Consider the following 25,702-nt stretch of genomic DNA (forward strand, 5'->3'; position numbering starts at 1 on the left):
GAGGGGTTCAGCTCGCTCGGCAGCCAGAGCAGCCGTATTTTCGAGATGGTCGGCCAGCAATTGCCAATCGCTTCGATCCTCACGAATACCCGTATGCGCATAGTGTTTCAAAATCTTCATTCCTCCAGCCGCGGGCTATTAACCGATAATAACTCAAGAGAAGAGTGTGACCAGCATTTGAGACGGAGCTGCCCCGAGCCGCAAACCAGTATTTTCTTGGGATGCGAAAGATCCGAGCAGACGAGGTGGCGTTCGCGCTTCCAAAAACGCGAACGCCACTGCATTTCATAATCCGGCGACCAAACACCATCGTGTCAAGGATCCCGATATCCTGCCATATCGCCGTATTATGTATTGCCTGCGAATTCTTCGCTCAAAGCTGTTGTCCTTCTGCTCTCGTTCCTTTGCAGCTTTCACCCTCGCTGGTCGCTTCGTGCCGGACGTGCCTGCATGTTTATTTTCAGGACCAGCCAATGCCCACCAATGTCCGCATTGCATGACAGAGATCCACGCCGAGGCCCCGACCTGCCCTGCCTGCGGGGCGATCCGCGGCGGGTGGGGCCGCTCGGTCGAAAGCTGGCGCAAGGCCTCGGCCTTCATGCTCGGCGTGGCCGCATTCTTCGTCCTGGCCGGGATAGCTTTCGGCACCTGGGTAGCGTCGGATTCCTCGACGATCTGGTTCGACGGCATGATCGCCTTTCTGTTTGTGTCACCCTTCATGCTGTTCGCTGGCGGTGTCGGCCTGTTCCGGCGCTATGTGATCCCCCCCGGATGCAGCAGGGCTGGCACCGACAAGAGCCGCGAAGCGGAAGCCAACCTGCGCACCCCAGCCTGTGCAAGCTGTTCCTGTGTGAGCTAGCGCCTTTGCGCGGATTACCTGCACGATAGCGGCAGTCAGCCCCCCGGCATCACATAGACCCCTTGCCTGATCTTGCTGGCCAGCATCTCTGCGGTTGCTTCGACGCCTTGAGCACTTCCAGCTGGAGATGGCTCTTGCCGCATATTGTCGGCCACCTCTTTTCACCTGCACTGTTCCAGCCAGTTATCCGCCGATGCGATGTACCGGGGATCTGTACCCCATCATCCATCGCGGTAGTGCTTTGCTGCGGCAATGACGCGCTGCGCATCCACCCCGCTTTTCTCAGCAGCCTGCCACAGTTCCAATGAGTGTTTCTGTTTCCGGGGCTTGGGATGCGATTATCAAAAGATTTCGACCGCCAGGCGGCTGCCCGGACCACCTGCGTTCGCGTCAGGCGGGCTTACTGGTTCTATTATAGGCTCTCTTACAAGATCAGTGTCGGAATTTCCGGCACGGCTTTGGGAGCAGGTCTTCAAGACGCTGACGGCCGATCGTGACAATCAGTAACTGATGATCGACTGCGCGATTGTGCGTGCTCATCAGCAGGCGGCATCTGGAAAGGGGGGCAGGGATCAGGCGCCGGGGCGTTCCCGAGGCGGGCTGACCACCAGGATCCACATGCAGGCCGATGCCCTGGGCAGACCGTTGCGGTTCATCATAACGGCCGGCCAGGTCGGCGAGATTACGCAGGCCTCGTCCCTTCCGCAGGGACAGAGCGGTGATCTCATGCTGGCCGATAAAGCCTACAGCAACGCCTGGCGGCAAATCATTGCCGGCATCGGAGCAGAAGCGGTCATCCCGTCAAACGGCTTGCGTAAAATCATCATTCCGCACGATGAGCGCGCCTGTGCGCATCGCAACCACATCGGACGTTGCTTCAGCCAGATGAAGCACTTCCGCCGCTTCGCCTCTCGATACGACCGAAGAGCCGTTCACCTTCCGGGGCTTCGTTTATCTCGTTGCCGCTATGCCCCGGATGCGGTGAATGTCCGATCCGGACTAGGACTGCCCCGCAAAGCCAAAGGCGACGTAATCGCGCAGATAGGCCTTTTTCGCCGCCGAGCGCAGTTCCTGTTCGTTCAGGAATGCAGGGATAGGCTCGGGGTCGGGGAGGTTTGCCGGCTGCTTGATCCCGGCACTGTCGGCAAGCCAGGCCAGATCGCGCGACAGATCCGCCTCGCGCAGGACCATGTCGGGCGCACCAAAACGCGAAAACCCGGCAAGAATCTCTGACTGACTGGCCCAGCCGGGATAGCTGGGCAGGCTGGTCTGGCCATTCAGGTTACGGCGCAGAAAATCCAGAAACGCCAGGAACAGTTCGACCTTGCGGTCCTGCGCCAGCGTTGGCAGCTCTTCGTCCGCAGGCAGGGCGACGCGGTAGATCTGCCGCATCATTTCGCGCAGCTCTGCCTTGCGGGTCCCAAGCAGCGTTTCGAACGCCGTCCAGGCGCGGGGCAACGGATGACGCAGCACGGTAAAACTGCGGTGGCCCACATGCTGGCGCTTCCACTGGCGCAGGCTGTTTTGGTTGAAATCGCCCACGACATCGCCCATCGCCCGCAACCAACCTGCAATCGCCGTCGAAGGGCCGCCCTTGATCGGCATGAAGATCAGCCCCTTGCCTGCCTCGGCCCCCATGAACGAAGGGACGGCAGGCCCCTTGCGCGGTTCAAAATTCGGGATGCGGCGCAGCATGAACGGGTCCAGACGCGCAAGCTCGGCTTGCATCTCGTCAAAATTCTCGACCTTTTCGGACAGTTCACGTGGGTTCTGAGGCACCTGATCGCTGGCCGGTTCGACCCGCTCCAGATCGGTGCGGCCCAGCCAGTGCAACAGGCCGGTCATTACCCCGGCGTCGCGCAAATCCTCGTAACCCAGCCAGAAGGCGGCTTGCCCGGTGACCTGCAACCGGTTCATGACACGCAGCTGGAATTCCTCGATTTCTCCGGTGACCTTGCGAAACTCGGCGCCGTCAAAGCGGATGGCGGCGGGGATCGGAGTCTCGGTCTCGTTCAGCTTCCACTGATTGGTGGCCCGCGCCAGTTCGGTCGAGACATAGCTGTCCACCGGATTGCGGGTCAGGATGATCTTGGCGCAGGAACGGTCCTCGATGATCGCATCAAAGACACGCGGGTCGTGATCGTGGAAATAGCGAAACCCCGGCAGGTGGTTCGGCCGCTCGAAAATGGCACGCAGCAACCGGTGGGGGTCTTCCTCCCGCTCGGCCCTGGTGATGCCGCACAGCTCATCCTTGTCGGGCCAGCCCATCATGTAGGGGTTGAAAGCCTCACCAAAGCAGGTGACGCGCTTGATCGCGTTCAGCGTCGCCTCAAGCAGGTTCGAGCCGGTGCGCATCTCGGCAAAGATGACATAACGGCGGAAGGGCTGGGTCATGGTCATGGTCTTTCCTGGGCAGAGGCAGCGGGCGAGCCACCGGGATTGACCGGAGAGAAATCGCCCATGAGCTGCGGACGCAGGCCGGCATTACGCAGCCTTTGCAAAAAGCGCCCCATCCCGGCAATGTCCCGCATCTTGGGCAGGTTGGCAGCTGCTTCGGGGTCACCGCCAAGCCGGCGCAGGACGCTGCCCAACACAGCCGAGGGACGGGCACAAAAATCGCTAAGATCCCAGATCTCGACCTGAGCCTTGAGCCAGACCGATTTCAGCACATCCATCTGTTTCAGTTCAATGCGCTGCAGGGTCGCAGCAACGCGGCGGATGTCGTCAAAAGGCATCCCCGAATGCAGAAGTGGCACCGCCCACGCCCCGGTCACAATGAACATTTGCGCATTGGGGTCGGTGGCAAAGAACCAGTTCATCTCTTGCCGGTCACGCGGGCTGAACTGCCACACCTGCATACGCCGCGACACCCGGATCAGATTGGCGATGAAACCGCGCTGATCCACATCGCGCAAACCGGCGCTGTCAGAAAGCGCACCGGGACCAATCGGGCGGCGTTCGGCGAACTCAACCCCATGCACCGCGAAAAGATGGCCATGCACATCCGCGTCGATCCGGCTGGCGAGCCAGGGCTCAAAATCCGGAAACAGGTCGGCAAAGCCCTGAAACATCGCGTAGGGCGCGGCGGTCTTGCCATTCTCGCGGTCCTTCAGCGGATAACGGCTTTGCATGTAAAGCCCGGGCCGGCCCAGACGGCAACGGGCCACCGCCTGACTGATCAGCCGGTCCACCCGCTCGGGTCGGGGATCGGCAATCGTCCTGCCCGTCGGCGCGGCATGGGGGAAATGGGCATAAAGCTGCTTGGCCCCTCGCCAGATCTTGCGGGCGACAAAACAGCGAGACTGCTGCAAAAGCTCAAGGTGATCGTCGTAAAAGATGCAGGGTTTGCCCTGATCGTCGAACCTTGCCAGCGTCAGCGAGCGGCTTTCGATATTCATCGAATGCCGCCGCGCCAGCGTCTGGAAATAACTTTCATCCGGGATCCAGACGCGGCTGAAATAGCGGTCAAACTCGGACCGGCGCGGATCGTTCAGAATGGCGTGCAGCGTATTTCGCGTCAGACACCACCATTGCGAACCCAGATGCGGAACCAGCCCCTGAGGTATACGGCGTCGGAATTTCACCCGGCGTTGCAGGCTGACATAATGATCAAACAGCCAGCGCTGGCGACGGAACGAAAAGGGGAAACGCATCGTAAAGCGTTCCTCGTTCAGCCCGCCAACCGTCCAGCCGACATCCTCGGCGGTGACGCTTTCGATAAAGTCGCGGGTGGGATGTTGCGCAAGATAGGCGCACAGTTCGTGTACCGGTCTCAAGGGCAGACAGGAACCCGAAACGACCAGCACATGCGTGACATCTTTGAACCGGTTGAGCAGCACGGCCGCGGCGTCCTGCGTCGCCCGCACCAAGCTGAAGGTGCCCCATTCGCAGCTGTGACGCGGACTGAATACCACTTGCGGCAAATCAGCCAGCGTCGCGCCCATCGCCGCCAGATCGCGTGCCGGGACCTTGCCGTCGACATGAACGGACACCGCGGCCCCACCATCGGCCCAGACCCGGGCCATGCGCGCGGCAACCGCCAGCTCTTCATGGCAGAGCATTACGACGCCCAGCTTGATCGTGCTGTCGATCATGCCCAGTTCCCTCTGGAGATCAGGCCCAGATCCTCAAGCTGTCGCCAGCCTTGAAATTCGCGGGATTCCTCGCACCAGAAATCGGGGTCCTCACGCAGACCGGCATGATAGGCAAGGTATTCCTGACTGTTGGCATAGTGCTGGCGTCGGGTCAGCTCTTCAGCCGATTTCTCGACAAAGGTGGACAGGAACTTGGCATGCAACAGGCAGCCCGAGGCTTTTTCTCCGCCGTTCTGGTCATAGACCCGGTTCAGCGACCGCGGCAGCAGCATATGGGTCGAACTGGCATAGACCTGCCCGCGCTGCCAGCGCACCAGCGGGATCTTGTTTAACGCAGGGGCGCTGGCGGGATCGTCAGCAAAGAACATCCGCGCCCGCGGCCCGCCCTGAATCCACAGATTGTCATAGCCGCCGTTCTTGCGAATGACGTAATTCGCCGGATCGAACCAGCGCGCCAGCTCAAACGGGTCCTGCCCGGGCTGATAAGGCTCGGCCGCGATCGAACCCTTGGGATACATGTCCAGCAGCATGGCCGAGAACGAGCGAATGTTGCTCGCATCCAGCCAGTCCGTCAGCGCCTGCAGGGGACGGGTGTCGTGGTGGGGGTAGATCAGGAATTCATCGGGATCGACAGTCAGACACCAATGCCCGGCACCGTAACGGTGCAGCAGCCAGTTGATCCAGTCCATACCAAAGCGGGAGTCTTTGTAGCTGGCACGGGTCAGCCACAGCGAAACATCTTTCTGCCGGGCCATATATTCCCGCCCGCCGTCATCCGAACCATTATCGACGACCAGAAAATGCCGGATGCCCAGCTTGCGGTAATAGTCAAGAAACCACGGCAGTCGAACCGACTCATTGCGCATGGTCATGAACAGCAGAATATCGTCGGGACGTATGCGTGAGCTGTTATCGCTGACCCTGCGCAGCCGATAGCAACGCCGAATTGCGCGCCCAAGCAGCCATTGACGGCGGGCACGGAACTTCAGATTGCGTCGAATAATCCTTAGCGTGCGCGACACTGATCCACTTGACCTTTTAAGGTTTCACATAACGGTGACAGCAGAAGCGCGCAATGCTTCGAACAACCCCTGGTAGAGAAGGGAAAAGTGCCTCTCCCAACCAGAGATTTGAAGTGGTTGTAGCCTGAAAGGTGCCGCTGCCGCCAGCCTTGCGATTTCTTTTGCCCAGTCGGCGGGGGCATCGGGCGAAAGCCAGATGGCGTAATCGCCCAGCATCTCGCGCGCGGCCGGCAAAGGGGTGGCAAGGACGGGGACGCCGCGACCTGCCGCCTCGGTCAGAGGCAGGCCAAAGCCCTCGGCCCGGCTGGGCATCAGCAACCCGTGGCTGCGCCGGATCAGCTCTGCCACCGCAGCATCATCCAGTCCGGAAAGCTCACGCACCGGCCCATTTGGCGACAGACGATCAAGGCGGGCGAAAACCTCGCGGTTTTCCCAGCCCCGACGACCGATGATGAAAAGCTGCGGCGGGTCAGGGGTGCGTTCAAGCATTTGCCATACGTCAAGCAGCAACGCATGGTTCTTGCGGGGCTCGATTGTGCCAAGTGTGACGAAAAACGGGCGAGACAGGTCCAGATCGGCAGGCAGATGCGCAGGATCGGGGGCCGCAAGCCTTGTCCCGATGGGTGTGGCGACGACCTTGGCACGGTCCGGCAGACCCAGCCTTTCGCGCCAGTGCAGCACATCGGTCCGTGTCGCCTCGGACACCGTCAGGATCACCTCGGCCTGTCCCAGCGCCGCGGAAAAACGGGCGCGGAACTTGTCCGACTGTCCCGCGCGGGTAAATTCGGGGTGATCCAGGGGAATGGTGTCGTGGATCATCACCGCACGGGGCAGAGGCCGCAGATTCGCCAGCAGATCGGCCCGCAGATTGGCATGACCGACATTCAGGTAGACCGCGCCGTCCAGATAAGCCTGCGCGGCGGGGCCAAGACCCCGCCCCATTCGCCCACTGCACCTCAGCGCCATGCGGCGCAACGCAGCCCCGGCCCGCGCGGGCAAAGTCCTGCGCCCTCGCAGCCGGTCAAAAAGGCCAGGGGCGGGCAGGTCCTCGGTACCGCCGTCAAGCCAGCGCAAAATTGCCGCCCCGGCAGGGGGCGGCAGCAGCAGCTGACCTCGTGGGACCCGGCATAGTAAAAGATGCGGCCGGCCCTGAAGATGGGCCAGCCATTCAGCTTCGACCCGGTCGATCCCCGTCGCCGGCCCGCCGCCAAGTCGCGAGATCAGCCGCGAGACATCCAGCAAAAGCGCGGGATCACGCTTCATATCCGCCGTTCTGATGCCAGCGCCAGGCGTCGCTGATCATTTGTGGCAGGGTCGAGCGTGCCGGGTTCCAGCCGAGCATCCTGACCGCCTTTTCACTGCCAGAAACCAGCTTGACCGCATCGCCGCCACGGCGCGGCCCTTCGGTCACAGGAACGGGCCGGTTGGTGACGTGGCGGGAGTGGTCGATTACCTCGCGCACTGAAAAGCCGTTGCCGGTGCCAAGGCAGAACACCTCTTGCTTGCCGTCGGCGACCTTGCCGTCCAGCATGTATTTCAGCCCCAGTACATGCGCCTCGACCAGATCCATGACATGGACATAGTCGCGGATGCAGGTGCCATCATGGGTCGGGTAATCGGTACCGTGGATGGTCAACGCCGGACGCTTGCCGTCGATGGCATCTAGGATCAACGGGATCAGATGGGTTTCGGGCTGATGGAACTCGCCCACCTCGCCATCAGGATCAGCGCCCGCCACGTTGAAATAGCGAAAGATGACCGAGCGCAGCCCGTCCGAGGCCCCGAAATCGCGCAACATATCCTCAATCGCGCGTTTCGAGGCGCCATAGGCATTCAGCGGCGTCTGAGCGGTATTTTCATCCAGCACCACGCCGTCATGATCACCATAAGTGGCACAGGTCGAGCTGAAGACAAAGTTGCGCACCCCGGCCGCCAGCGTCGCCTCGATCAGGCTAAGCGAGGCGCCGACATTGCCACGCCAGTATTTGCCCGGCTCGCGCATCGCCTCGCCGACCTGACTTAGCGCAGCAAAATGCATCACGGCAACGGGCCGGTGCCTGGCAAAGACCTCGTCAAGCCGCGCGCGATCCATAAGATCGCCTTGCTCGAACGGGCCGAATTTCACCGCCTGCTGCCAGCCGGTGCAAAGATTGTCATAGGTTACAGGTTGAAAACCTGCTGCACGCAACGCTTTACAGGCATGCGAACCGATGTAGCCCGCACCGCCTGTCACCAATACCGTATCCGTCATGAGGCCTATTCCGCCGCCTTGCGCACAGCCAGAACGTCGGACAGATATTCCGCGAACTCATCTTTCAGATCGTCGCGCGCCAGACCAAAGGCAACGGTCGCCTGCAGGAAGCCGGCCTTTGAGCCGCAGTCAAAACGCTGGCCGCGGAAACGCAGGCCAAAGACGTCGCGGCCCTCGGCGATCTCGTCGGCAATCGCGTCGGTCAACTGGATCTCGCCGCCCGAGCCTTGCTTGAGCTTGTTGAGGTTACCAAGCACGGTCGGTGCAAGGATATAGCGTCCGATCACCGCAAGGTTCGAAGGCGGGTTTTCCTTGGGCTTTTCCACCATGCCGCGGGCGCGCACGATGGCACCCATGTCCTCGGCCACGTCAAGCACGCCATAGGCCTGGGTCTTTTCAGCAGCAACCTCCATGGTGGCGACCATGCTGCCACCAGTCTCTTGATAGGCCTCGATCATCTGCTGCAGGCAGGGCGGCTCACCCATGATGACGTCATCGGTCAGGATGACGGCAAAGGGCTCATCCCCGATCAGGCGGCGGGCACACCAGACGGCATGGCCAAGCCCCAGCGCCTTATGCTGGCGGATATAGGCGATGGCGCCCGATTCCATATTGGTCGAACGCAGGGTGTCGAGCAGGTCGTTCTTGCCCGCCTTTTTCAGATTCGATTCCAGTTCATGGGCATGATCGAAATAATCCTCAAGCGCACCCTTGCCACGCGAGGTAACAAAGATGAACTCCTTAATCCCGGCCGCCCGCGCCTCATCAATGGCGTATTGGATCAGCGGCCGATCCACCAAAGTCATGATCTCCTTTGGAATGCTCTTCGTGGCGGGTAGAAAGCGGGTCCCCAGTCCAGCCACAGGAAAGATGGCTTTGGTGACTTTGCGACTCATGAATTCCGTCTCCTGATCTTTGCGCTGACGCGTTGGGGATCTTATCCCCCTTTGTCAGCACCTTCGCAACAAGCGCTTGGGGGGTGCAGTTGTTCCCAAAAATAAGCAAAGTGAATCGATTATAGTATATTTTGGCGATTTTCCGCCTGTTCATTCTCTCCGTCCAGGCAAATTCCCTCTTTCGCGCAAGATACGCGCGCGCTTTCCCAGAAAGAGAACCGGAGGATCGCCCGAACGGGACGCCCCCCACAGGCCCCCATTTTGCTCCCACCAGCCCCCTGGCACAAGGGTCAGCCGATGGGGCAGAAAGCTGGGCGTTAAAAGCAGCAGAACCACCCGACGCCCCTCGGCCGCTGCCCGTGCCGCGCGGGCACGCAAACGCCGGGCATGCCAATGCCACCCTGCAAGAAGCAGCGGCTGATCCCCTGTCGCAGGGGGCATGCTCTGGAACGGCGGCGGAGGGGGCCGGTCCCAGACAGGCGGGCTGGGCGCAAGGTCCCGCCCCTCGCTCAGACCACGATCAAGGGTCGCAAGGATTCGTCCGATCGCCAGCGGATCAAGCCGCCCGGCGACCATGTGGCGCAACAGCCGCCGGCGTTGGTTGTCGCGTAGCCAGTCTGTCTTACCCCCATGGCGCGCGGCAAAAATCGCGGCCGAGCGACCGACAGCCGTCAGATCATGGGGCACCCCGGCTTCGCCCCGTCCAGTGCCAGGGGCCACACCGTGCAGGACCTGCGCGGCGGGAACCACAGCCGTCAGCCCCAAGGGAAACCGGGCCGCCATACGCATGTTCACATCGCTTTCGTCGAGGTGATAGGCAAAGGCGGGATCAAAGCCGCCGACGGCGATCAGCGCCCTGTGACGAAAGCCACAGTTCGTGCCGATGGTGCTGACCGGACAGCCATTTTCTGGCTCAAGCAGCGTTGTGCGGGCGATATTCAGGGGCGTTGTGTTTCCCGAAGGCGTGATCCGTTCGCCCCGGACCTGCCAGCGCAACCCATCCGGCCCCCGCGTAAAGCCGGTCGCCGCGATCACGCGCGGATCGGCAAAGGGGGCGGCCAATGCCTCGGCCCAGCCGGGTTCGGCAAGGGCGTCATCATCAATGAACAGCACCACCTCGCCCGCAGCAAGCGCAAGGCCCTCATTCCGTGCAGCCGAGACATTGGCACGGTCAAAGACGACACGTTTCAGCGGCAGATCCGGGCGGATACCAACCGAGGCGGGGTCAGCAACCAGCACGACCTCAAGCCTTGGGTGGGTCTGATCGGCCAAGGTGGTCAGGCAGCGGGCCAATGCCTGCGGCCGATGCCGCGAGATGACGACGATACTGGTCGCAGGCATCCCGCTTTCGGACATCAGGCGATGCCCATACGTTGCATCATCGCCTCTAGCTTGGCCACGTCCGAGGGGTTGTTCAGTTCCCAGAACTCGCGGCCCCGGGCCTCAACCTCGACGCAGAGAATACGCCGCCCGCGTTCAAGAAAGCGCAACTGTTCAAGCCCTTCCAGCGCCTCAAGCCGGCCTTCGTCCCATGTCGGATATTCGGCCAGCGCCTCGGGGCGATAGGCATAAACACCGACATGGTGATAGACCGGGGTCGGATCGCCCGGACCGAAATCCGCCGCGGCGTAGGGTATGACCTCTTTGGAGAAATACAGCGCCCGGCGGTCATGTCCAAAGACGGCGGTGGTGCCGCCAACGCGACCGGCCACGCGGTCGGCGATCAGCTCGGACCGCATCGCTCCGCTACAGCGCAGGACCGGCGTCGCCACATCAGCCCCCGGATCGGCGCGCAGCCCGGCGACCAGTTCCTCGACAAACCATGCCGGGGTCAGCGGCGCATCACCTTGCAGGTTTACCACGATCTCGGGCGACAGCCCCAGCCGCGCCACCGCCTCGGCACAGCGCTCGGTACCGTTACGGGCAGAGGTCGAGGTCATCGCGACCTCTGCCCCGAAACCCTCGGCGTGGTCGCGGATGCGCTCGTCATCAGTGGCGACGATCACCCGGTCGGTGCCCTGGACGGCACGCGCTGCCTCCCAGCTGCGGCGAATCAGGCTTTGTCCCTCACCCGTGGCTCCGCGCAATTCGACCAGAGGCTTGCCGGGATAGCGGGTCGAGGCATGGCGGGCGGGGATGATGATGACGACGGACATGGGCGTCAGTCCTTGACCAGCAGCACGCCGGGGGCAAAGGCGATAAAGAACGGGTTCTCAAAATCCGGTTTGCCGTATTCCAGCGGTGTGTGATCGTCAAAGCGTACCACCTGACCGCCTGCACCACGCAGAACGGCGTCGCCTGCGGCGGTGTCCCACTCCATCGTGCGGCCAAGGCGGGGGTAAAGATCGGCCTCACCCGTTGCAACCAGACAGAATTTGAGCGAAGAGCCCGCCGAAGTCATGTCGCGGACCCCGTAACGGGCAATATAGGCATCGGTCGCCGCATCACGGTGCGATTTCGAGGCCACGACCATCAGCGCCCGGTTATCAGGCATCGAATTGACGCCGATCGGCGTAACCTCGCCCGGAACATCGCCAAACGGCCTCTTTTCCTCGACCGATCCGCCTTGCGCAGCCGTGTAGAAAAGCCGCTCTTTGGCGGGGGCATAAACGACGCCAAGGCGGGGCACGCCATCCTCGACATAGGCGATATTGACGGTGAAATCGCCCCGGCGCTGAACGAATTCCTTGGTGCCGTCCAGCGGATCGACGATCAGGAAGGTCGAAAGGATTTGGCTATGGGTTGCGGCCTGTTCCTCGGTCACCAGCGGGATATCGGGAAAAGCGGCGCGCAGCCCGGCAGAGATCAGGGCATCGGCCGCTTCATCCGCCTCGGTCACCGGAGAGGCGTCGGATTTCGCCCGAACCTCAAAGTCCTCGGCTCCATAGATCTTCATGATCTCGGCCCCGGCTTGCAGGGCAAGCCGTCGCATCTCGGCGATCATCTGATCGAATTGCATGTTTTTTCCTTTCCGACCGGAAGCCTGCGGGCTGCGGCGCCGATTGAATATGACAGTCGGCTTACATATGATGCCCGGAGCGGTATAGGGCAAGCGCCCCTGCAAGCCGCAGTCGAAACCCCTGGCAGAACCGAGCCGCCCATGTTCACTCCCAGACGCAGCCGCAACATGGTCGAGGCAGCCTTCACAACGCTGGCGCTGATCTATCATGTCACTGTAAACAACCTGCGCAAGGGGCACCGCAGCGCTGTGATGGTGCTCTTGATGACGGTGATTCAGGCAATCGCCATGATCGCCGGCTTTTATCTGATCTTTGCCGTCATGGGCGTTCGCAGCGCACCGATCCGGGGCGATTACATCGTCTATATCATGTCTGGTATCTTCATGTTCATGGCCCATACCCAGACCATGGCTGCGGTCTCGGCCTCGGGCAATCCCAGCAACCCGATGCTGAAGCACGGACCGATGAACACGGCGGTGATGATCACGGCCACGGCGCTGGCCGCGCTTTACCGGCAAACATTCTCTGCCGTCGTCGTGCTGGCCGGCTATCATTACATGATCCAGCCCATCCATCTGGACGACCCGCTGGGCTGTTATGGCATGCTGCTGCTGGCCTGGTTCTCGGGCTGCTGTGTCGGGCTGATCTTTCTGGCGATCCGTCCCTGGTCGCCCCAGACCGCGCAGGTGCTGACACAGTTCTATCAGCGCCTGAACATGGTATTTTCCGGCAAGATGTTCGTCGCTAACATGATGCCCAACTTTCTGCTGCACATGTTTTCATGGAACCCGCTGTTCCATGTCATCGACCAGACCCGGGGCTTTGCCTTTATCAACTATTCACCGCGCAATTCGTCGCTGGACTACCCGGTCTATGCCGCGCTGACGCTGCTGATGATCGGGCTGATGGCCGAGTTCTTTACGCGCAAGGCGGCCTCGATCAGCTGGTCGGCGGGACGTTGAGTGTCGCGTTTTACTGGTCGTTCCATCAGGTCCCGAACGGATCGGTGCCTTCGCCAGCCCCGTGGGCGAAAGAGATACAAGACGATCTATTTTCTGCGTTCAGGTCTGCTTGCAGGCCGCCAGACCCCTTCCTATATAGGCCCATGAAGCTTGAGGGGGCCCCGGATCAGGGTCTCTGAAGGCAAACATTGGGATCAGGTCTCGGGGGCCTCTTGAGGACCCAAGGCCCAGAATATCGCCGTAAGAAAGGTTATTGCATGTCCAAAGTCATCGGCATCGACCTCGGAACCACCAACAGCTGCGTTGCCATCATGGATGGCAGCCAACCAAAGGTCATCGAGAACTCGGAGGGTGCGCGTACCACGCCCTCGATCGTTGCCTTCACCGATAGTGAACGTCTGGTCGGCCAGCCCGCAAAGCGGCAGGCGGTGACCAACCCGTCGAATACGGTCTTTGCCGTCAAGCGCCTGATCGGCCGCCGCATCAACGACGCTGAAGTCGAGAAAGACAAGAACCTCGTCCCCTATGTCATCGCCGACGGTGGCAATGGCGACGCCTGGGTCGAGGTCCGGGGCGAGAAATACTCTCCCAGCCAGATTTCCGCCTTCATCCTGCAAAAGATGAAGGAAACCGCTGAATCCTACCTGGGCGAATCCGTCACCCAGGCGGTGATCACGGTTCCCGCCTATTTCAACGACGCCCAGCGTCAGGCCACCAAGGACGCCGGCAAGATTGCGGGTCTCGAAGTCCTGCGCATCATCAACGAGCCGACCGCAGCCGCGCTGGCCTATGGTCTGGACAAGAAGGATTCCAAGACCATCGCCGTCTATGACCTTGGCGGCGGGACCTTCGATATCACCATCCTTGAAATCGACGACGGTCTGTTCGAGGTCAAATCCACCAACGGGGATACCTTCCTTGGTGGTGAAGACTTTGACATGCGCATCGTCAACTACCTGGCCGAAGAGTTCAAAAAAGAACACGGCGTCGATCTGACGAAAGACAAGATGGCGCTGCAGCGGCTGAAAGAAGCCGCCGAAAAGGCCAAGATCGAACTGTCGAGTTCGAGCCAGACCGAGATCAACCAGCCGTTCATCTCGATGGACAAGGACTCGGGCACGCCGCTGCACATGGTCATGAAACTGACCCGCGCCAAGCTGGAAAGCCTGGTCGGTGACCTGATCAAGCGCACGATGAAGCCGGTTCAGGACGCGCTGAAAGATGCCGGCCTGTCCAAAGGCGACATTGATGAGATCGTTCTGGTCGGCGGTATGACCCGCATGCCGAAGGTCATCGAGGAAGTAACCGCCTTTTTCGGCAAAGAGCCGCATAAGGGTGTGAACCCCGATGAGGTCGTGGCGCTTGGTGCGGCCATTCAGGCCGGTGTGCTGCAAGGTGACGTCAAGGACGTGGTGCTGCTCGACGTGACGCCCCTTTCGCTGGGGATCGAGACGCTGGGCGGTGTGTTCACCCGCCTGATCGACCGCAACACCACCATCCCGACCAAGAAGTCGCAGATTTTCTCGACCGCCGAGGATAACCAGAACGCCGTGACCATCCGGGTCTTCCAGGGTGAGCGTGAAATGGCCGCAGACAACAAGCTGCTTGGCCAGTTCAACCTGGAAAACATCCCCCCGGCGCCGCGCGGCATGCCGCAGATCGAGGTGACCTTCGACATCGACGCCAACGGTATCGTCAGCGTCAGCGCCAAGGACAAGGGCACCGGGCGTGAGCAAAAGATCACCATCCAGGCTTCGGGTGGCCTCTCGGATGAGGATATCGAACGTATGGTCAAGGACGCCGAGGCTAACGCCGAGGCCGACCGGCAGCGCAAGGAACTGGTCGAGACCAAGAACCAGGCCGAAAGCCTGATCCACTCGACCAAGAAGTCGCTGGAAGAGCACGGCGACAAGGTGGATGGCTCGACCGTCGAGGCGATCGAACTGGCCATTGGCGCGCTGGAAGAGGCCCTCAAGTCCGAGGACGCCGGCAAAATCCGCGGCGGTATCCAGAACCTGATGGACGCCTCGATGAAGCTGGGCGAGGCGATCTATAAAGCCACCCAGTCCGACGCCGAGGGTGCCGATCACGAGGCTGGCCCGCGCGACGTGGACGATGAGATTGTCGATGCCGATTTCGAGGATCTCGGCAAAGACAAGCGCAAGTAAGCGTGATGTGAACCCATCGGCCGGCCCGCTGCAGACCCGCACGGGCCGGTCATTTCTTGAAAGACCCCGGACGCAAACGATATGGCGAAGCGTGACTATTACGAGGTGCTCGGCGTTTCTCGGGGCGCCTCGGCCGAAGAGATCAAAAAGGCCTATCGCACCAAGGCGAAACAGCTGCACCCCGACCGCAACAAAGACTGCAAAGTCTCAGAAGCGGCGTTCAAGGAACTGAACGAAGCTTACGACTGCCTCAAGGACGACCAGAAAAAGGCCGCCTATGACCGTTTCGGTCACGCAGCCTTTGAAAATGGTGGCGGCGGGTTCGGCGGATTCAGTCGCGGCAACGGCCATGCCGACTTCGGCTCGGCCTTCGCTGATGTGTTCGAAGACCTGTTCGGCGACATGATGGGCCGCCGCGCCGGAGGCGGGGGACGCTCGCGCACCAGCCGCGGCCAGGATCTGCGCTATAACCTGCGCGTCACACTGGAAGAGGCCTATAACGGCATCCAGAAAACCATCACCGTGCCGGGCTCGGTTTCTTGCACCGCCTGTAACGGCACCGGAGCCGAAGGCGCTGTCGAACCCGTCACCTGTCCGACCTGTTCAGGCATGGGCAAAGTCCGGGCAACGCAGGGTTTCTTTACCGTCGAGCGCACCTGTCCCACCTGCAACGGCCAGGGCCAGATCGTTAAGAATCCCTGTCAGGAATGCCGTGGCGCCGGCCGGGTACAAAAAGACCGCACGCTTGCGGTGAATATCCCCGCCGGGGTGGAAACCGGCACCCGTATCCGCCTTGCAGGTGAGGGTGAGGCCGGGATGCGCGGCGGACCTGCGGGCGATCTCTATATCTTCATCGAGGTGGCAGATCACCCGATCTTTATCCGTGACGGGCGCATGCTTGCCTGTCAGGTTCCGGTCAGCATGGCCACCGCAGCCTTGGGGGGCGAGATCGAGGTCCCGACCATCGACGGCGGCCGCTCTCGCGTCCGCATCCCGCCGGGCACGCAATCCGGCAAGCAGATGCGCCTGCGCGGCAAGGGGATGCCACCCCTGCGCCACGGGCCGGGCATGAACGGCGAATCGGGCGATATGCTGATCGAACTGGTGGTCGAAACGCCGGTTAACCTGACCACGCGTCAAAAAGAGCTTCTGCGCGAATTTGACGCGATCAGCGCCGATAACAGCCCTCAGACCCAAGGTTTCTTTCAGAAAATCAAAGGGTTTTGGGACGAGATGAAGGGCTGAACGGGCGTTAACCGGCTGTTCATCGTTTCTGTGCCAACCTGACGGTATGGGAACGAATCATGCCTTTCACGAAGCGCCTCTGCCGCTGTTTTCCTCGGTTTCGCGACCGGCCGAGGATGAAACCCTGGCGGCCGTCGCCCTTTCAGGGAATGCCGGCCGTCTTCCCAGCTATATTGCCGATCATCGCGCCCGGCTGCGTGAACGCTTTATGCAGGGCGGCGCGGCGGCGATGCCCGATTATGAAATGCTGGAACTGGTGCTTTTCCGCGCCATCCCCCGTCAGGATGTAAAGCCGCTCGCGCGGCTGCTGCTGGACCGGTTTGGTGATTTCAACCGCGTCCTTTCGGCCCCGCCCGCCCGGTTGGCCGAGGTGACGGGCGTTGGCCCTGCGGTCATCCAAGAGCTAAAGATTGTCGAGGCTGCGGCGCAGCGGCTGGCACGCGCCCGCGTCATGCACAGGCCAGTTCTGACCAGCTGGGATGCGCTTTTGGACTATTGCCACACAGCCATGGCGCATGGCGAGGTCGAACAGTTCCGTGTCCTTTACCTTGACCGTAAGAACGTGCTTATCGCGGATGAGGAACAGGCAAGGGGCACCGTTGATCATGTCCCTGTCTACCCGCGCGAGATCATGCGCCGGGCGCTTGAGCTGAATGCCTCGGCCCTGATTCTCGTCCACAATCACCCCTCGGGCGATCCAACCCCGTCGCAGGCGGATATCACCGTGACCCGCCGGATCCAGGCTGCAGCCGAGGTGATGGGCCTCATCATCCATGATCACCTGATCATCGGACGATCCCGCGAGCTTAGCTTTCGCAGCCAGGGTCTGCTTTAGCGCAAACAGCTGACAAGCTGTGTCTTCCCGCGCAACCAAAAATCCACACCTGCGCCAATTTGCAGCGTCTGGGCGCACCGGGGCCGCTGGACTGACGCGGATTTGATCGCTAGAACCGCCCGGCGAGGGCTGTGCAATGACACGGCCCGTTCCGTCGTATCGCCCCGATTCCCGGGGCATAAATGGAGATCAGACCCGTGTCCCACGCAGACGAACACGCAGGCGATCACGGCGCCACCCGGAGGGATTTCCTCTACTACGCGACTGCCGGTGCCGGCACCGTCGCGGCCGGGGCCGCTGCCTGGACCCTTGTCAACCAGATGAACCCGTCGGCCGACGTTCAGGCGCTTGCCTCGATTCAGGTCGATGTCAGCGGCGTCGAGACCGGCACCCAGCTGACGGTGAAATGGCTCGGCAAGCCTGTGTTCATCCGCCGCCGGACCGAGGAAGAGATCGAGGCCGGTCGGGCGGTCAAGCTCAACGAGCTGATCGACCAGAGCGCCGAGAACCCCAACAAACCCGGTGAGCCCGCCACCGATGAAAACCGTACGCTCGACGAAGCGGGCGAATGGCTGGTGATGATCGGCGTCTGCACCCATCTGGGCTGCGTGCCGATCGGTAACGGCACCGGTGACTTCGGCGGCTGGTTCTGCCCCTGCCACGGTTCGCACTACGACACGGCGGGCCGTATCCGCAAAGGGCCCGCACCGCAGAACCTGCACATTCCCGTTGCCGAATTCGTCAACGAAACCACCATCAAGCTGGGCTGAGGAGGCGCACATGGCCGGTATTCCCCATGACCATTACGAGCCCAAGACGGGTATCGAACGCTGGCTGCATCGCCGCCTGCCCATCGTCAGCCTGATCTATGACACCATGATGATCCCCACCCCCAAGAACCTTAACTGGTGGTGGATCTGGGGTATCGTGCTGGCCTTCTGTCTGGCGCTGCAGATCGTCACCGGCATCGTGCTGGTGATGCATTACACCCCGCATGTCGATCTGGCCTTCGCCTCGGTCGAGCATATCATGCGCGACGTGAACGGCGGCTACATGCTGCGCTATCTGCATGCAAACGGTGCTTCGCTGTTCTTCTTTGCCGTTTACATCCACATCTTCCGCGGCCTCTACTACGGCTCTTACAAGGCCCCGCGCGAGGTGATCTGGATCGTCGGCATGCTGATCTATCTGGCCATGATGGCAACCGCCTTCATGGGCTATGTGCTGCCCTGGGGGCAGATGTCCTTCTGGGGCGCGACCGTGATCACCGGCCTGTTCGGTGCAATCCCGGGTATCGGCGAATCGATTCAGGCCTGGCTGCTTGGTGGTCCGGCGGTCGACAACCCGACACTGAACCGCTTCTTCTCGCTGCATTACCTGCTGCCCTTTGTCATTGCCGCGCTGGTGATCGTCCACATCTGGGCCTTCCACACCACCGGCAACAACAACCCGACCGGTATCGAGGTGCGCCGCACCTCTAAAGAAGAGGCGGAAAAGGACACTCTGCCCTTCTGGCCCTATTTCGTGATCAAGGACGTATTCGCGCTTGCCGTGGTACTGGTCGTCTTCTTTGCGGTTGTGGGCTTCATGCCGAACTACCTCGGCCACCCCGACAACTATATTGAGGCGAACCCGCTGGCGACCCCGGCCCATATCGTGCCCGAATGGTACTTCCTGCCGTTCTATGCGATCCTGCGCGCCTTCACAGCCGATGTCTGGGTTGTTCAGCTGGTGAACTTCCTGTCCTTCCGCTTCATCGACGCCAAGTTCTTTGGTGTTCTGGCGATGTTCGGCGCGATCCTGGTCATGGCTCTGGTGCCGTGGCTTGACACCTCGCGCGTGCGCTCGGGTCAGTACCGTCCGCTGTTCAAGTGGTGGTTCTGGCTGCTCGCGGTGGACTTCGTGATCCTGATGTGGGTGGGCGCCATGCCGGCTGAGGGGATCTATCCCTACATCGCGCTGGCTGGGGCGGCCTATTGGTTCGCCTATTTCCTCATCATCCTGCCGCTGCTGGGCATCGTCGAAAAGCCCCTGCCCATGCCGCAGACCATCGAGGAAGACTTCAACGCCCATTACGGGCCCGAAACCCATCCTGCCGAGTAAGGAGAGGCATCAATGACCCTGAGAAACGCATCGCTCACGGCCGTTGCGGCCCTGACCGTTGCCCTGGCAGGCGGCGCGGTGGCCCAAGACGCAAGCACCGCTGCGGGCACCACCGCCCCCGCGGGTTCGAGCTATCAAAGCACTGAATCGGCCGCCCCGGCGGCCGAGGCAGCGACGACCGACGCCGCCCCCGAAGCCGCTGCCGAACCGGCAGCCCCTGAAGCAGAGGCCGAGGCCACTGAGGCCCCGGCTGCCGAAGAACCGGCTGCGGCTGAACCTGTCGCAGAAGAAGCCCCTGCCGAAGCGACCGGGGCCGCTGACGATCAGACCCCGGCTGCGGATACCCCCGCCGCCGAGGACGCTGCCGCAGAAGCACCTGCTGCCGAAGAGGCTCCGGCTGCCACCGAGCCTGCCGAGGCCCCTGCAGCCGGGGAACCGACCGCTGCCGGGCCTGCGGCTGAAGAGCCGGTTGCGGAAGAACCCGCCGCTGCTCCGGCCGGGGAAGCCGCTGCTGAGGGCGAACAGCCCGCCGCGGAAGAGCCCGAAGCTACCCCTGCAGAAGAGGCTGCGGACCAGGCTCCCGCTGCTGAGGAACAGCCCGCACAGGGTGAACCCGCGGCCGCGACTGCCGAGGATGCCGCTGCCGAAGAGCCGGCAGAAGCAACCGCCGAGAAGGCCGAAGCACATATCGAGGATATCTCGTTCAGCTTCGAAGGTCCGTTCGGCAAGTTCGACCAGCATCAGCTGCAGCGCGGCCTGCAGGTCTATACCGAGGTCTGCTCGGCCTGCCACGGGTTGCGCTATGTTGCCCTGCGCACGCTGGGTGATGAGGGCGGTCCGCAACTGCCCGAGGATCAGGTCCGCGCCTATGCCGCCAACCTGACCATCGTCGACCCGGAAACCGAGGAAGAGCGTCCGCGCACCCCGACCGATCACTTCCCGACGGTCAGCGGTGAGGGCATGGGGCCTGACCTGTCGCTGATGGCCAAGGGCCGCGCCGGCTTCCATGGTCCTTATGGCACCGGTATCTCGCAGCTGTTCCGTGGCATCGGCGGTCCGGAGTACATCCACGCCGTCTTGACCGGCTATAACGGCGAAGAAAAGGAAGAGGCGGGCGCCGTTCTCTACCACAACTCTGCCTTTGCCGGGAACTGGATCCAGATGCCCGCGCCGCTGTCGGATGGCCAGGTCACCTATGAAGACGGGACCGAAGCCACCGTCGATCAGATGGCGCAGGACGTGGCAGCCTTCCTGATGTGGACGGCCGAGCCCAAGATGATGGACCGCAAGCAGGTCGGCCTTGTCTCGGTCCTGTTCCTGATCGTGCTGGCTGCACTGCTGTATCTGACCAACAAGAAACTGTGGTGGTCGGTCAAGCATCCGCGCAAGCCCGAGTGATCTTTTGCACCTGATCCTGAAACGCGCCCTTCGGGGCGCGTTTTTCATTGCGGCAGCAGCGTATTCAGCCCCGGCGATATGGACAAGCTGCCTGCGCCCCGGTCAGATGGGTGCCGGCGCTTTTGGCCTAAGAAACGGGTCTGAATATGACGATCTTTAACCTCGGTTCGATCAACATCGACCATGTCTACCGCCTGTCCGCCATGCCCCGTCCGGGTGAGACTTTGCACGCGCAGTCCTATTCCCAGGGGCTGGGTGGCAAAGGTGCGAACCAGTCGGTGGCCGTTGCCCTCGCCGGGGCACAGGTTGTGCATCTGGGGGCTATGGGCATGGGCGACGACTGGGTGCTGGAACGACTGGCTGCTCTGGGGGTCGAAACCGGTGCCATCGCCCGACTTGCCGATACCGTCACAGGCCATGCGGTGATCCTTGTCGATGAGCGGGGCGAAAATTCGATCGTCCTGCATGGCGGGGCGAACCTTGCGCTACCAGCGGATCTGACAGACCGTGCGACTTTTGGTCCGGGCGATCTTTTGCTGATGCAGAATGAAACCAACCGCCAGGCCGAAATCGCCGCATTAGCTCGCAAGGCCGGGGCGCGGGTGATCTACTCTGCTGCACCTTTCAGCATCCCGGCACTGCGCGAGGTGCTGCCCCATGTCTCGATTCTGGCGATGAATGCGGTCGAGGCGCAGGACACTTTCGCCGCATTTGGCGAGAATCTGCCGGTCGAGGGGATGCTGATCACCCGCGGTGCCGACGGTGCCGAGTTCCGTGACCTGCGCCCGGGGCAGGTCTGGCACCAGCCCGCCTTTGCTGTAAAGGCCATCGACACGACCGGAGCGGGGGATTGCTTTACCGGCTGGTTCGCGGCGGGCCTTTCGCGGGGCGAGGACCCGGCAACCGCCCTGCGCTACGCTGCCGCTGCAGCCGCGCTGCAAGTGACCCGCAAAGGTGCGGGCGATGCGATGCCAAACCGGGCAGAAGTGGCCGAGTTTCTAAACTCTCATGGCTGAGCGCTTGTCCGCGGGCCCGCATCTGCCTATCTGGAAACTATGAAAATTCCATTCATGAACCGTCCGGCCACCGTCGCCGTCCTGCGCCTGCAAGGAACCATAGGAACCACCGGTCGCGGCGGTTCCGGCCTGTCCGATGCCGCGCTGGCCCCACTGCTGGAGCGCGCCTTTAAGCGCCGCAAGCCAGTCGCCGTCGCGCTGCTGGTGAATTCGCCCGGAGGCTCTCCGGTCCAGTCCAGCCTGATCGGCGCCCGCATTCGCCGCCTTGCCGAAGAGCGAGAGATCCCGGTCCACGCCTTTGTCGAGGATGTCGCTGCGTCGGGTGGGTATTGGCTGGCCACGGCGGCCGATTTCATTTGGGCCGACGAAAGCTCGGTTCTGGGTTCGATCGGGGTGATCTCATCAGGGTTCGGCTTTGCCGAATTGATCGAGCGTCACGGGATTGAGCGGCGCGTCCATACCGCTGGCCGCTCGAAATCCATGCTCGACCCGTTCCGCCCCGAAACGCCCGAGGATATTGCCCGGCTGAACCGGCTGCTGGGCCCCATTCACGAGGCGTTCAAGGATCAGGTCCGCACCCGTCGCGGCAACCGCCTTGCGGTTGACCACGACCTTTTCACTGGCGAGATCTGGACCGGCCGCGAGGCTGTCGCGCTGGGGCTTGCCGATGGTATCGCACATCTGGTCCCGAAAATGCGCGAGCTTTACGGTAAGAAGATCCGCTTCCTGACCTATGGCCAGCGCGTTTCGTGGTTCCGCCGCTTTGGCCTTTCCGCCGATGATTTTCTGGAAAGTATTGAGGAGCGCGCCGCCTTTGCACGCTTCGGGGCAGGGCGCGGATGATTAAAACCGTCCTTCTTTGTCTTCTCATCATCGTTGCGATGGCACTGGCAGCCGGACCGGGCGTGCGCCGGATCGTGGCCAGACTTTTGGGGATTCGGCTGAAATGACCGCCCTGGTGACCGGAGGGGCCCGCCGTCTGGGCCGGGCCATGGTGCTGTATCTGGCGCGACGCGGGATGGACGTGGCAATCCATTATCAGCACTCGGCCGATGAGGCGCAGGCGACGGCGGCCGAGGCACGTGCCCTTGGCGTCCGGGCCGAGGTATTTCACGCTGATCTGCTGGACCTTGATCAAAGCGAGGCGCTGATCGACCGCGCGCATCAGGCGCTGGGGCCTCTGTCGGTGCTGGTCAATAACGCCTCGATCTTTGAATATGACAATATCGCCAGTGCGACGCGTGAAAGCTGGGATCGTCACATCGGTTCGAACCTGCGGGCGCCTTTCGTGCTGACGCAGGCCTTTGCCCGGCAAGCGCCCAAAGCGGACCGCAGCGCAGACGAGCCGCTGGCGCGCAGCCTTATCGTCAACATGGTCGATCAGCGCGTCCTGAAACCGACCCCTGAATTCATGACCTATTCCTTGGCCAAGGCGGGGCTGTGGTGGCTGACGCGCACCCTGGCCCAGGCGTTGGCGCCCGACATCCGCGTAAACGCCATTGGCCCCGGCCCCACCATGCAAGGCGTGCGCCAATCCGACAGCCACTTCATGGGCCAGCGTGCCGCAACCATCCTGCAACGCGGCGCAGGCCCCGATGATGTCTGCGCCGCGCTTGGCTATCTGATGGATGCGCCATCGGTCACAGGACAGCTGATCTGCGTGGACGGGGGCCAGCATCTGGGTTGGCGCACCCCCGATGTGCAGGGAGTCGAATAGGACAAAAAACTGTCCCGATGCGACAAGTTGTCCACGCTACGTAATGGCTTCACACAAGCTTCACGATTCTGGCAAGAAATTCAGGGCATTGCAGAGCAGAGAAAAAATATCTCTTTAAAACAGTGCGTTGCAAACCTGCCTAGAATTTGTGCAAAGTAAGGGAATCCCAAGAAACGCTAATTGAACGTGTGTTACTCCCAAGCTGATTCACAGAGTTATCCACAGATTCCGTGGAAAGGTTTCAGCTTGAAATTCTGGCCGCGAACTTGCAGCCGCACGAAAGAATCATTTGGTTGGTGCCATGACCGATTCCGCCCCAGAAAAGCGCCCCGGAAAGACTGGCCATGCGCTGATCCAGGACTATCTGAAGACGCTCGACAGTTCGCCCGGCGTCTATCGGATGCTGGATGCGCAAGGGGCGGTGCTTTACGTCGGCAAGGCGCGGAGCCTGCGGGCCCGGGTTTCGAACTATGCGCGCGGTACGGGGCATTCGGCGCGCATCGCGCGGATGATCCGCGAAACCGCTTCGATGATGTTCCTGACCACGCGCACCGAAACCGAGGCGCTGTTGCTGGAACAGAACCTCATCAAGCAGCTCAAGCCGCGCTACAACGTACTGCTGCGCGACGACAAAAGCTTTCCAAACATTCTGGTTGCCAAGTCCCACCCCTTTGCCCAGATCAAGAAGCATCGCGGTGCCAAGGCGGAAAAGGGCGATTATTACGGCCCCTTTGCCAGCGCCGGGGCGGTAAACCGGACGCTGAACCAGTTGCAGCGGGTATTCTTGCTGCGCAGCTGCACCGATGCGACTTTTTCCAGCCGGACGCGGCCCTGCCTGCTGTATCAGATCAAGCGCTGCAGCGCGCCATGCGTCGGCCGGATCGGGCTTGAGGAATACAACGCCCTTGTGGCCGACGCCGAACGCTTTCTTCAGGGTAAATCCACCGCGATTCAGGCCCAGCTTGCCCGCGAGATGGCCGATGCGAGCGAGGCGATGGAATATGAACGCGCCGCCGCGTTGCGCGACCGCATCAAGGCGCTGACCGCCGTGCAATCCGTCCAGGCAATCAACCCGCGCGGCGTGCCCGAAGCGGATGTGATCGCCCTGCATATGGAGGGCGGTCAGGCCTGCATGCAGGTGTTTTTCATCCGCGGCAATCAAAGCTGGGGCAACCGCGATTTCTATCCCCGGCTGAACGGGGTCGAATCGGCAGATGAGGTCATGCAGGCGTTTCTGGTCCAATTCTATGACGGCAAGGTCCCGCCTCGGCTGATCCTTTTGTCCCATGGGATCGAGGACCCCGACCTGATGACCGAGGCGCTGTCGGAAAAAGCCGGGCGCAAGGTTACCCTTGGTGTACCCCAGCGCGGTGAAAAGGCCGAACTGGTCGAAAACGCTCTGCGCAACGCCCGCGAAAGCCTTGCCCGCCGCATGTCGGAAAGCGCCGCCCAGCAGCGGCTGCTTGAAGGGCTGGCCGAGGCTTTTGACCTGCCCGCCGTGCCCCAACGCATCGAGGTCTATGACAACAGCCACATTCAGGGCACAAATGCTGTAGGTGGCATGATCGTCGCCGGTCCCGAGGGCTGGATCAAAAGCCAGTATCGCAAGTTCAATATCAAGGGCACCGAGATCACTCCGGGCGACGATTTCGGCATGATGAAAGAGGTGTTGACCCGCCGCTTTTCACGTCTGCTGAAAGAGGACCCGGACCGCCAGACCGACGCCTGGCCCGACCTGCTGCTGATCGACGGCGGCGCAGGGCAGGTCTCGGCCGTGCATGAGATCATGGTCGAGATGGGGGTCGAGGATATTCCCATGATCGGCGTCGCCAAGGGCGAGGACCGTGACCATGGCAAAGAAGAGTTTCACCGCCCCGGCAAGCCGGCCTTTGCACTGCGGATGAACGACCCGGTTCTGTATTTCATCCAGCGCCTGCGGGACGAGGCGCACCGCTGGGCCATCGGCACCCATCGCGCCAGGCGCAGCAAAGCCGCGTTGGCCAACCCTCTGGATGATATCCCCGGCATCGGCGCGGCACGCAAACGCGCGCTGCTGCAACATTTCGGCAGCGCCAAGGCAGTCAGCCGGGCCGGTTTGGCCGATCTGGTTGCGGTCGAGGGGATCAGCGAATCGATGGCCCAGAAGATCGTCGATCACTTTCACAACGGCTGAAAC

At 61.8% G+C, this 25,702-nt stretch carries 21 protein-coding genes; 12 read left to right on the plus strand and 9 right to left on the minus strand.

The window, feature by feature from the left end; translation table 11 throughout:
- Nucleotides 1-496 precede the first annotated feature (496 nt).
- Nucleotides 497-859, plus strand: a complete 363-nt coding sequence (locus M511_RS14790; RefSeq protein ID WP_240547659.1) for a zinc ribbon domain-containing protein — start codon at nucleotides 497-499, stop codon at nucleotides 857-859.
- Nucleotides 860-1,858: 999 nt separating this feature from the next.
- Here the strand turns inward: M511_RS14790 and M511_RS14795 are convergent.
- From M511_RS14795 to cysQ, 9 genes are all read right to left on the minus strand, one after another.
- Entirely contained in the window at nucleotides 1,859-3,259 is a 1,401-nt protein-coding gene (locus tag M511_RS14795) for a sulfotransferase (protein ID WP_240547660.1), read from the minus strand.
- Nucleotides 3,256-4,953 (minus strand): DUF5927 domain-containing protein, encoded by a 1,698-nt coding sequence (locus M511_RS14800; protein ID WP_010397268.1) that lies wholly within the window; start codon nucleotides 4,951-4,953, stop codon nucleotides 3,256-3,258. Before M511_RS14800 ends, M511_RS14795 begins: the two co-directional genes overlap by 4 nt.
- Entirely contained in the window at nucleotides 4,950-5,975 is a 1,026-nt protein-coding gene (locus tag M511_RS14805) for a glycosyltransferase family 2 protein (RefSeq protein WP_010397267.1), read from the minus strand. The genes M511_RS14800 and M511_RS14805 overlap by 4 nt, the downstream gene beginning before the upstream one ends.
- Nucleotides 5,976-5,999: 24 nt before the next feature.
- Complete coding sequence (locus M511_RS14810) at nucleotides 6,000-7,238, minus strand: glycosyltransferase family 4 protein (RefSeq protein ID WP_010397265.1); 1,239 nt, start codon at nucleotides 7,236-7,238, stop codon at nucleotides 6,000-6,002.
- A complete protein-coding gene (galE, locus tag M511_RS14815; RefSeq protein WP_010397262.1) occupies nucleotides 7,228-8,226 on the minus strand; it encodes a UDP-glucose 4-epimerase GalE in 999 nt (332 codons plus the stop codon). Before galE ends, M511_RS14810 begins: the two co-directional genes overlap by 11 nt.
- A gap of 5 nt (nucleotides 8,227-8,231) precedes the next feature.
- Nucleotides 8,232-9,122, minus strand: coding sequence for a UTP--glucose-1-phosphate uridylyltransferase (locus M511_RS14820; protein ID WP_010397259.1), 891 nt, complete (start codon nucleotides 9,120-9,122; stop codon nucleotides 8,232-8,234).
- Nucleotides 9,123-9,272: 150 nt separating this feature from the next.
- Entirely contained in the window at nucleotides 9,273-10,478 is a 1,206-nt protein-coding gene (locus tag M511_RS14825; RefSeq protein ID WP_085502607.1) for a glycosyltransferase family 2 protein, read from the minus strand.
- A complete protein-coding gene (locus M511_RS14830) occupies nucleotides 10,478-11,278 on the minus strand; it encodes a 3-deoxy-manno-octulosonate cytidylyltransferase (protein WP_010397255.1) in 801 nt (266 codons plus the stop codon). Before M511_RS14830 ends, M511_RS14825 begins: the two co-directional genes overlap by 1 nt.
- 5 nt (nucleotides 11,279-11,283) lie before the next feature.
- The gene (gene cysQ, locus M511_RS14835; RefSeq protein ID WP_085502608.1) at nucleotides 11,284-12,081 is read right to left on the minus strand and encodes a 3'(2'),5'-bisphosphate nucleotidase CysQ; all 798 of its coding nucleotides are present in this window, start codon (nucleotides 12,079-12,081) and stop codon (nucleotides 11,284-11,286) included.
- A gap of 141 nt (nucleotides 12,082-12,222) precedes the next feature.
- Here cysQ and M511_RS14840 point away from each other — a divergent pair, with 141 nt between their 5' ends.
- The 11 genes from M511_RS14840 to uvrC all read left to right on the plus strand — a co-directional run bounded on the left by M511_RS14840 (nucleotide 12,223) and on the right by uvrC (nucleotide 25,699).
- Nucleotides 12,223-13,044, plus strand: coding sequence for an ABC transporter permease (locus tag M511_RS14840; protein WP_176224564.1), 822 nt, complete (start codon nucleotides 12,223-12,225; stop codon nucleotides 13,042-13,044).
- Between the two features lie 257 nt (nucleotides 13,045-13,301).
- The gene (gene dnaK / locus M511_RS14845) at nucleotides 13,302-15,212 is read left to right on the plus strand and encodes a molecular chaperone DnaK (RefSeq protein ID WP_010397250.1); all 1,911 of its coding nucleotides are present in this window, start codon (nucleotides 13,302-13,304) and stop codon (nucleotides 15,210-15,212) included.
- A gap of 81 nt (nucleotides 15,213-15,293) precedes the next feature.
- On the plus strand, nucleotides 15,294-16,457 hold the full coding sequence (dnaJ, locus tag M511_RS14850) for a molecular chaperone DnaJ (RefSeq protein ID WP_010397248.1): 1,164 nt from the start codon (nucleotides 15,294-15,296) through the stop codon (nucleotides 16,455-16,457).
- 46 nt (nucleotides 16,458-16,503) lie between these two features.
- Nucleotides 16,504-17,292 (plus strand): RadC family protein, encoded by a 789-nt coding sequence (radC, locus tag M511_RS14855; protein ID WP_010397246.1) that lies wholly within the window; start codon nucleotides 16,504-16,506, stop codon nucleotides 17,290-17,292.
- 182 nt (nucleotides 17,293-17,474) lie between these two features.
- Entirely contained in the window at nucleotides 17,475-18,062 is a 588-nt protein-coding gene (gene petA / locus M511_RS14860; RefSeq protein WP_010397244.1) for a ubiquinol-cytochrome c reductase iron-sulfur subunit, read from the plus strand.
- A gap of 10 nt (nucleotides 18,063-18,072) precedes the next feature.
- Complete coding sequence (petB, locus tag M511_RS14865; RefSeq protein WP_010397240.1) at nucleotides 18,073-19,395, plus strand: cytochrome b; 1,323 nt, start codon at nucleotides 18,073-18,075, stop codon at nucleotides 19,393-19,395.
- A 12-nt stretch (nucleotides 19,396-19,407) separates the two neighbouring features.
- The gene (locus M511_RS19545) at nucleotides 19,408-20,793 is read left to right on the plus strand and encodes a cytochrome c1 (RefSeq protein WP_085502610.1); all 1,386 of its coding nucleotides are present in this window, start codon (nucleotides 19,408-19,410) and stop codon (nucleotides 20,791-20,793) included.
- 146 nt (nucleotides 20,794-20,939) lie between these two features.
- Complete coding sequence (locus tag M511_RS14875; protein ID WP_085502611.1) at nucleotides 20,940-21,809, plus strand: ribokinase; 870 nt, start codon at nucleotides 20,940-20,942, stop codon at nucleotides 21,807-21,809.
- Nucleotides 21,810-21,848: 39 nt separating this feature from the next.
- Nucleotides 21,849-22,652, plus strand: a complete 804-nt coding sequence (locus M511_RS14880; RefSeq protein WP_085502612.1) for a S49 family peptidase — start codon at nucleotides 21,849-21,851, stop codon at nucleotides 22,650-22,652.
- 103 nt (nucleotides 22,653-22,755) lie between these two features.
- Nucleotides 22,756-23,526, plus strand: coding sequence for an SDR family oxidoreductase (locus tag M511_RS14885; protein WP_085502613.1), 771 nt, complete (start codon nucleotides 22,756-22,758; stop codon nucleotides 23,524-23,526).
- Between the two features lie 301 nt (nucleotides 23,527-23,827).
- Complete coding sequence (uvrC, locus tag M511_RS14890) at nucleotides 23,828-25,699, plus strand: excinuclease ABC subunit UvrC (RefSeq protein ID WP_010397227.1); 1,872 nt, start codon at nucleotides 23,828-23,830, stop codon at nucleotides 25,697-25,699.
- Nucleotides 25,700-25,702 lie beyond the last annotated feature (3 nt).

Origin of the sequence: Paracoccus sp. J56, assembly GCF_019633685.1 — a bacterium.
Classification (GTDB): domain Bacteria; phylum Pseudomonadota; class Alphaproteobacteria; order Rhodobacterales; family Rhodobacteraceae; genus Paracoccus; species Paracoccus kondratievae.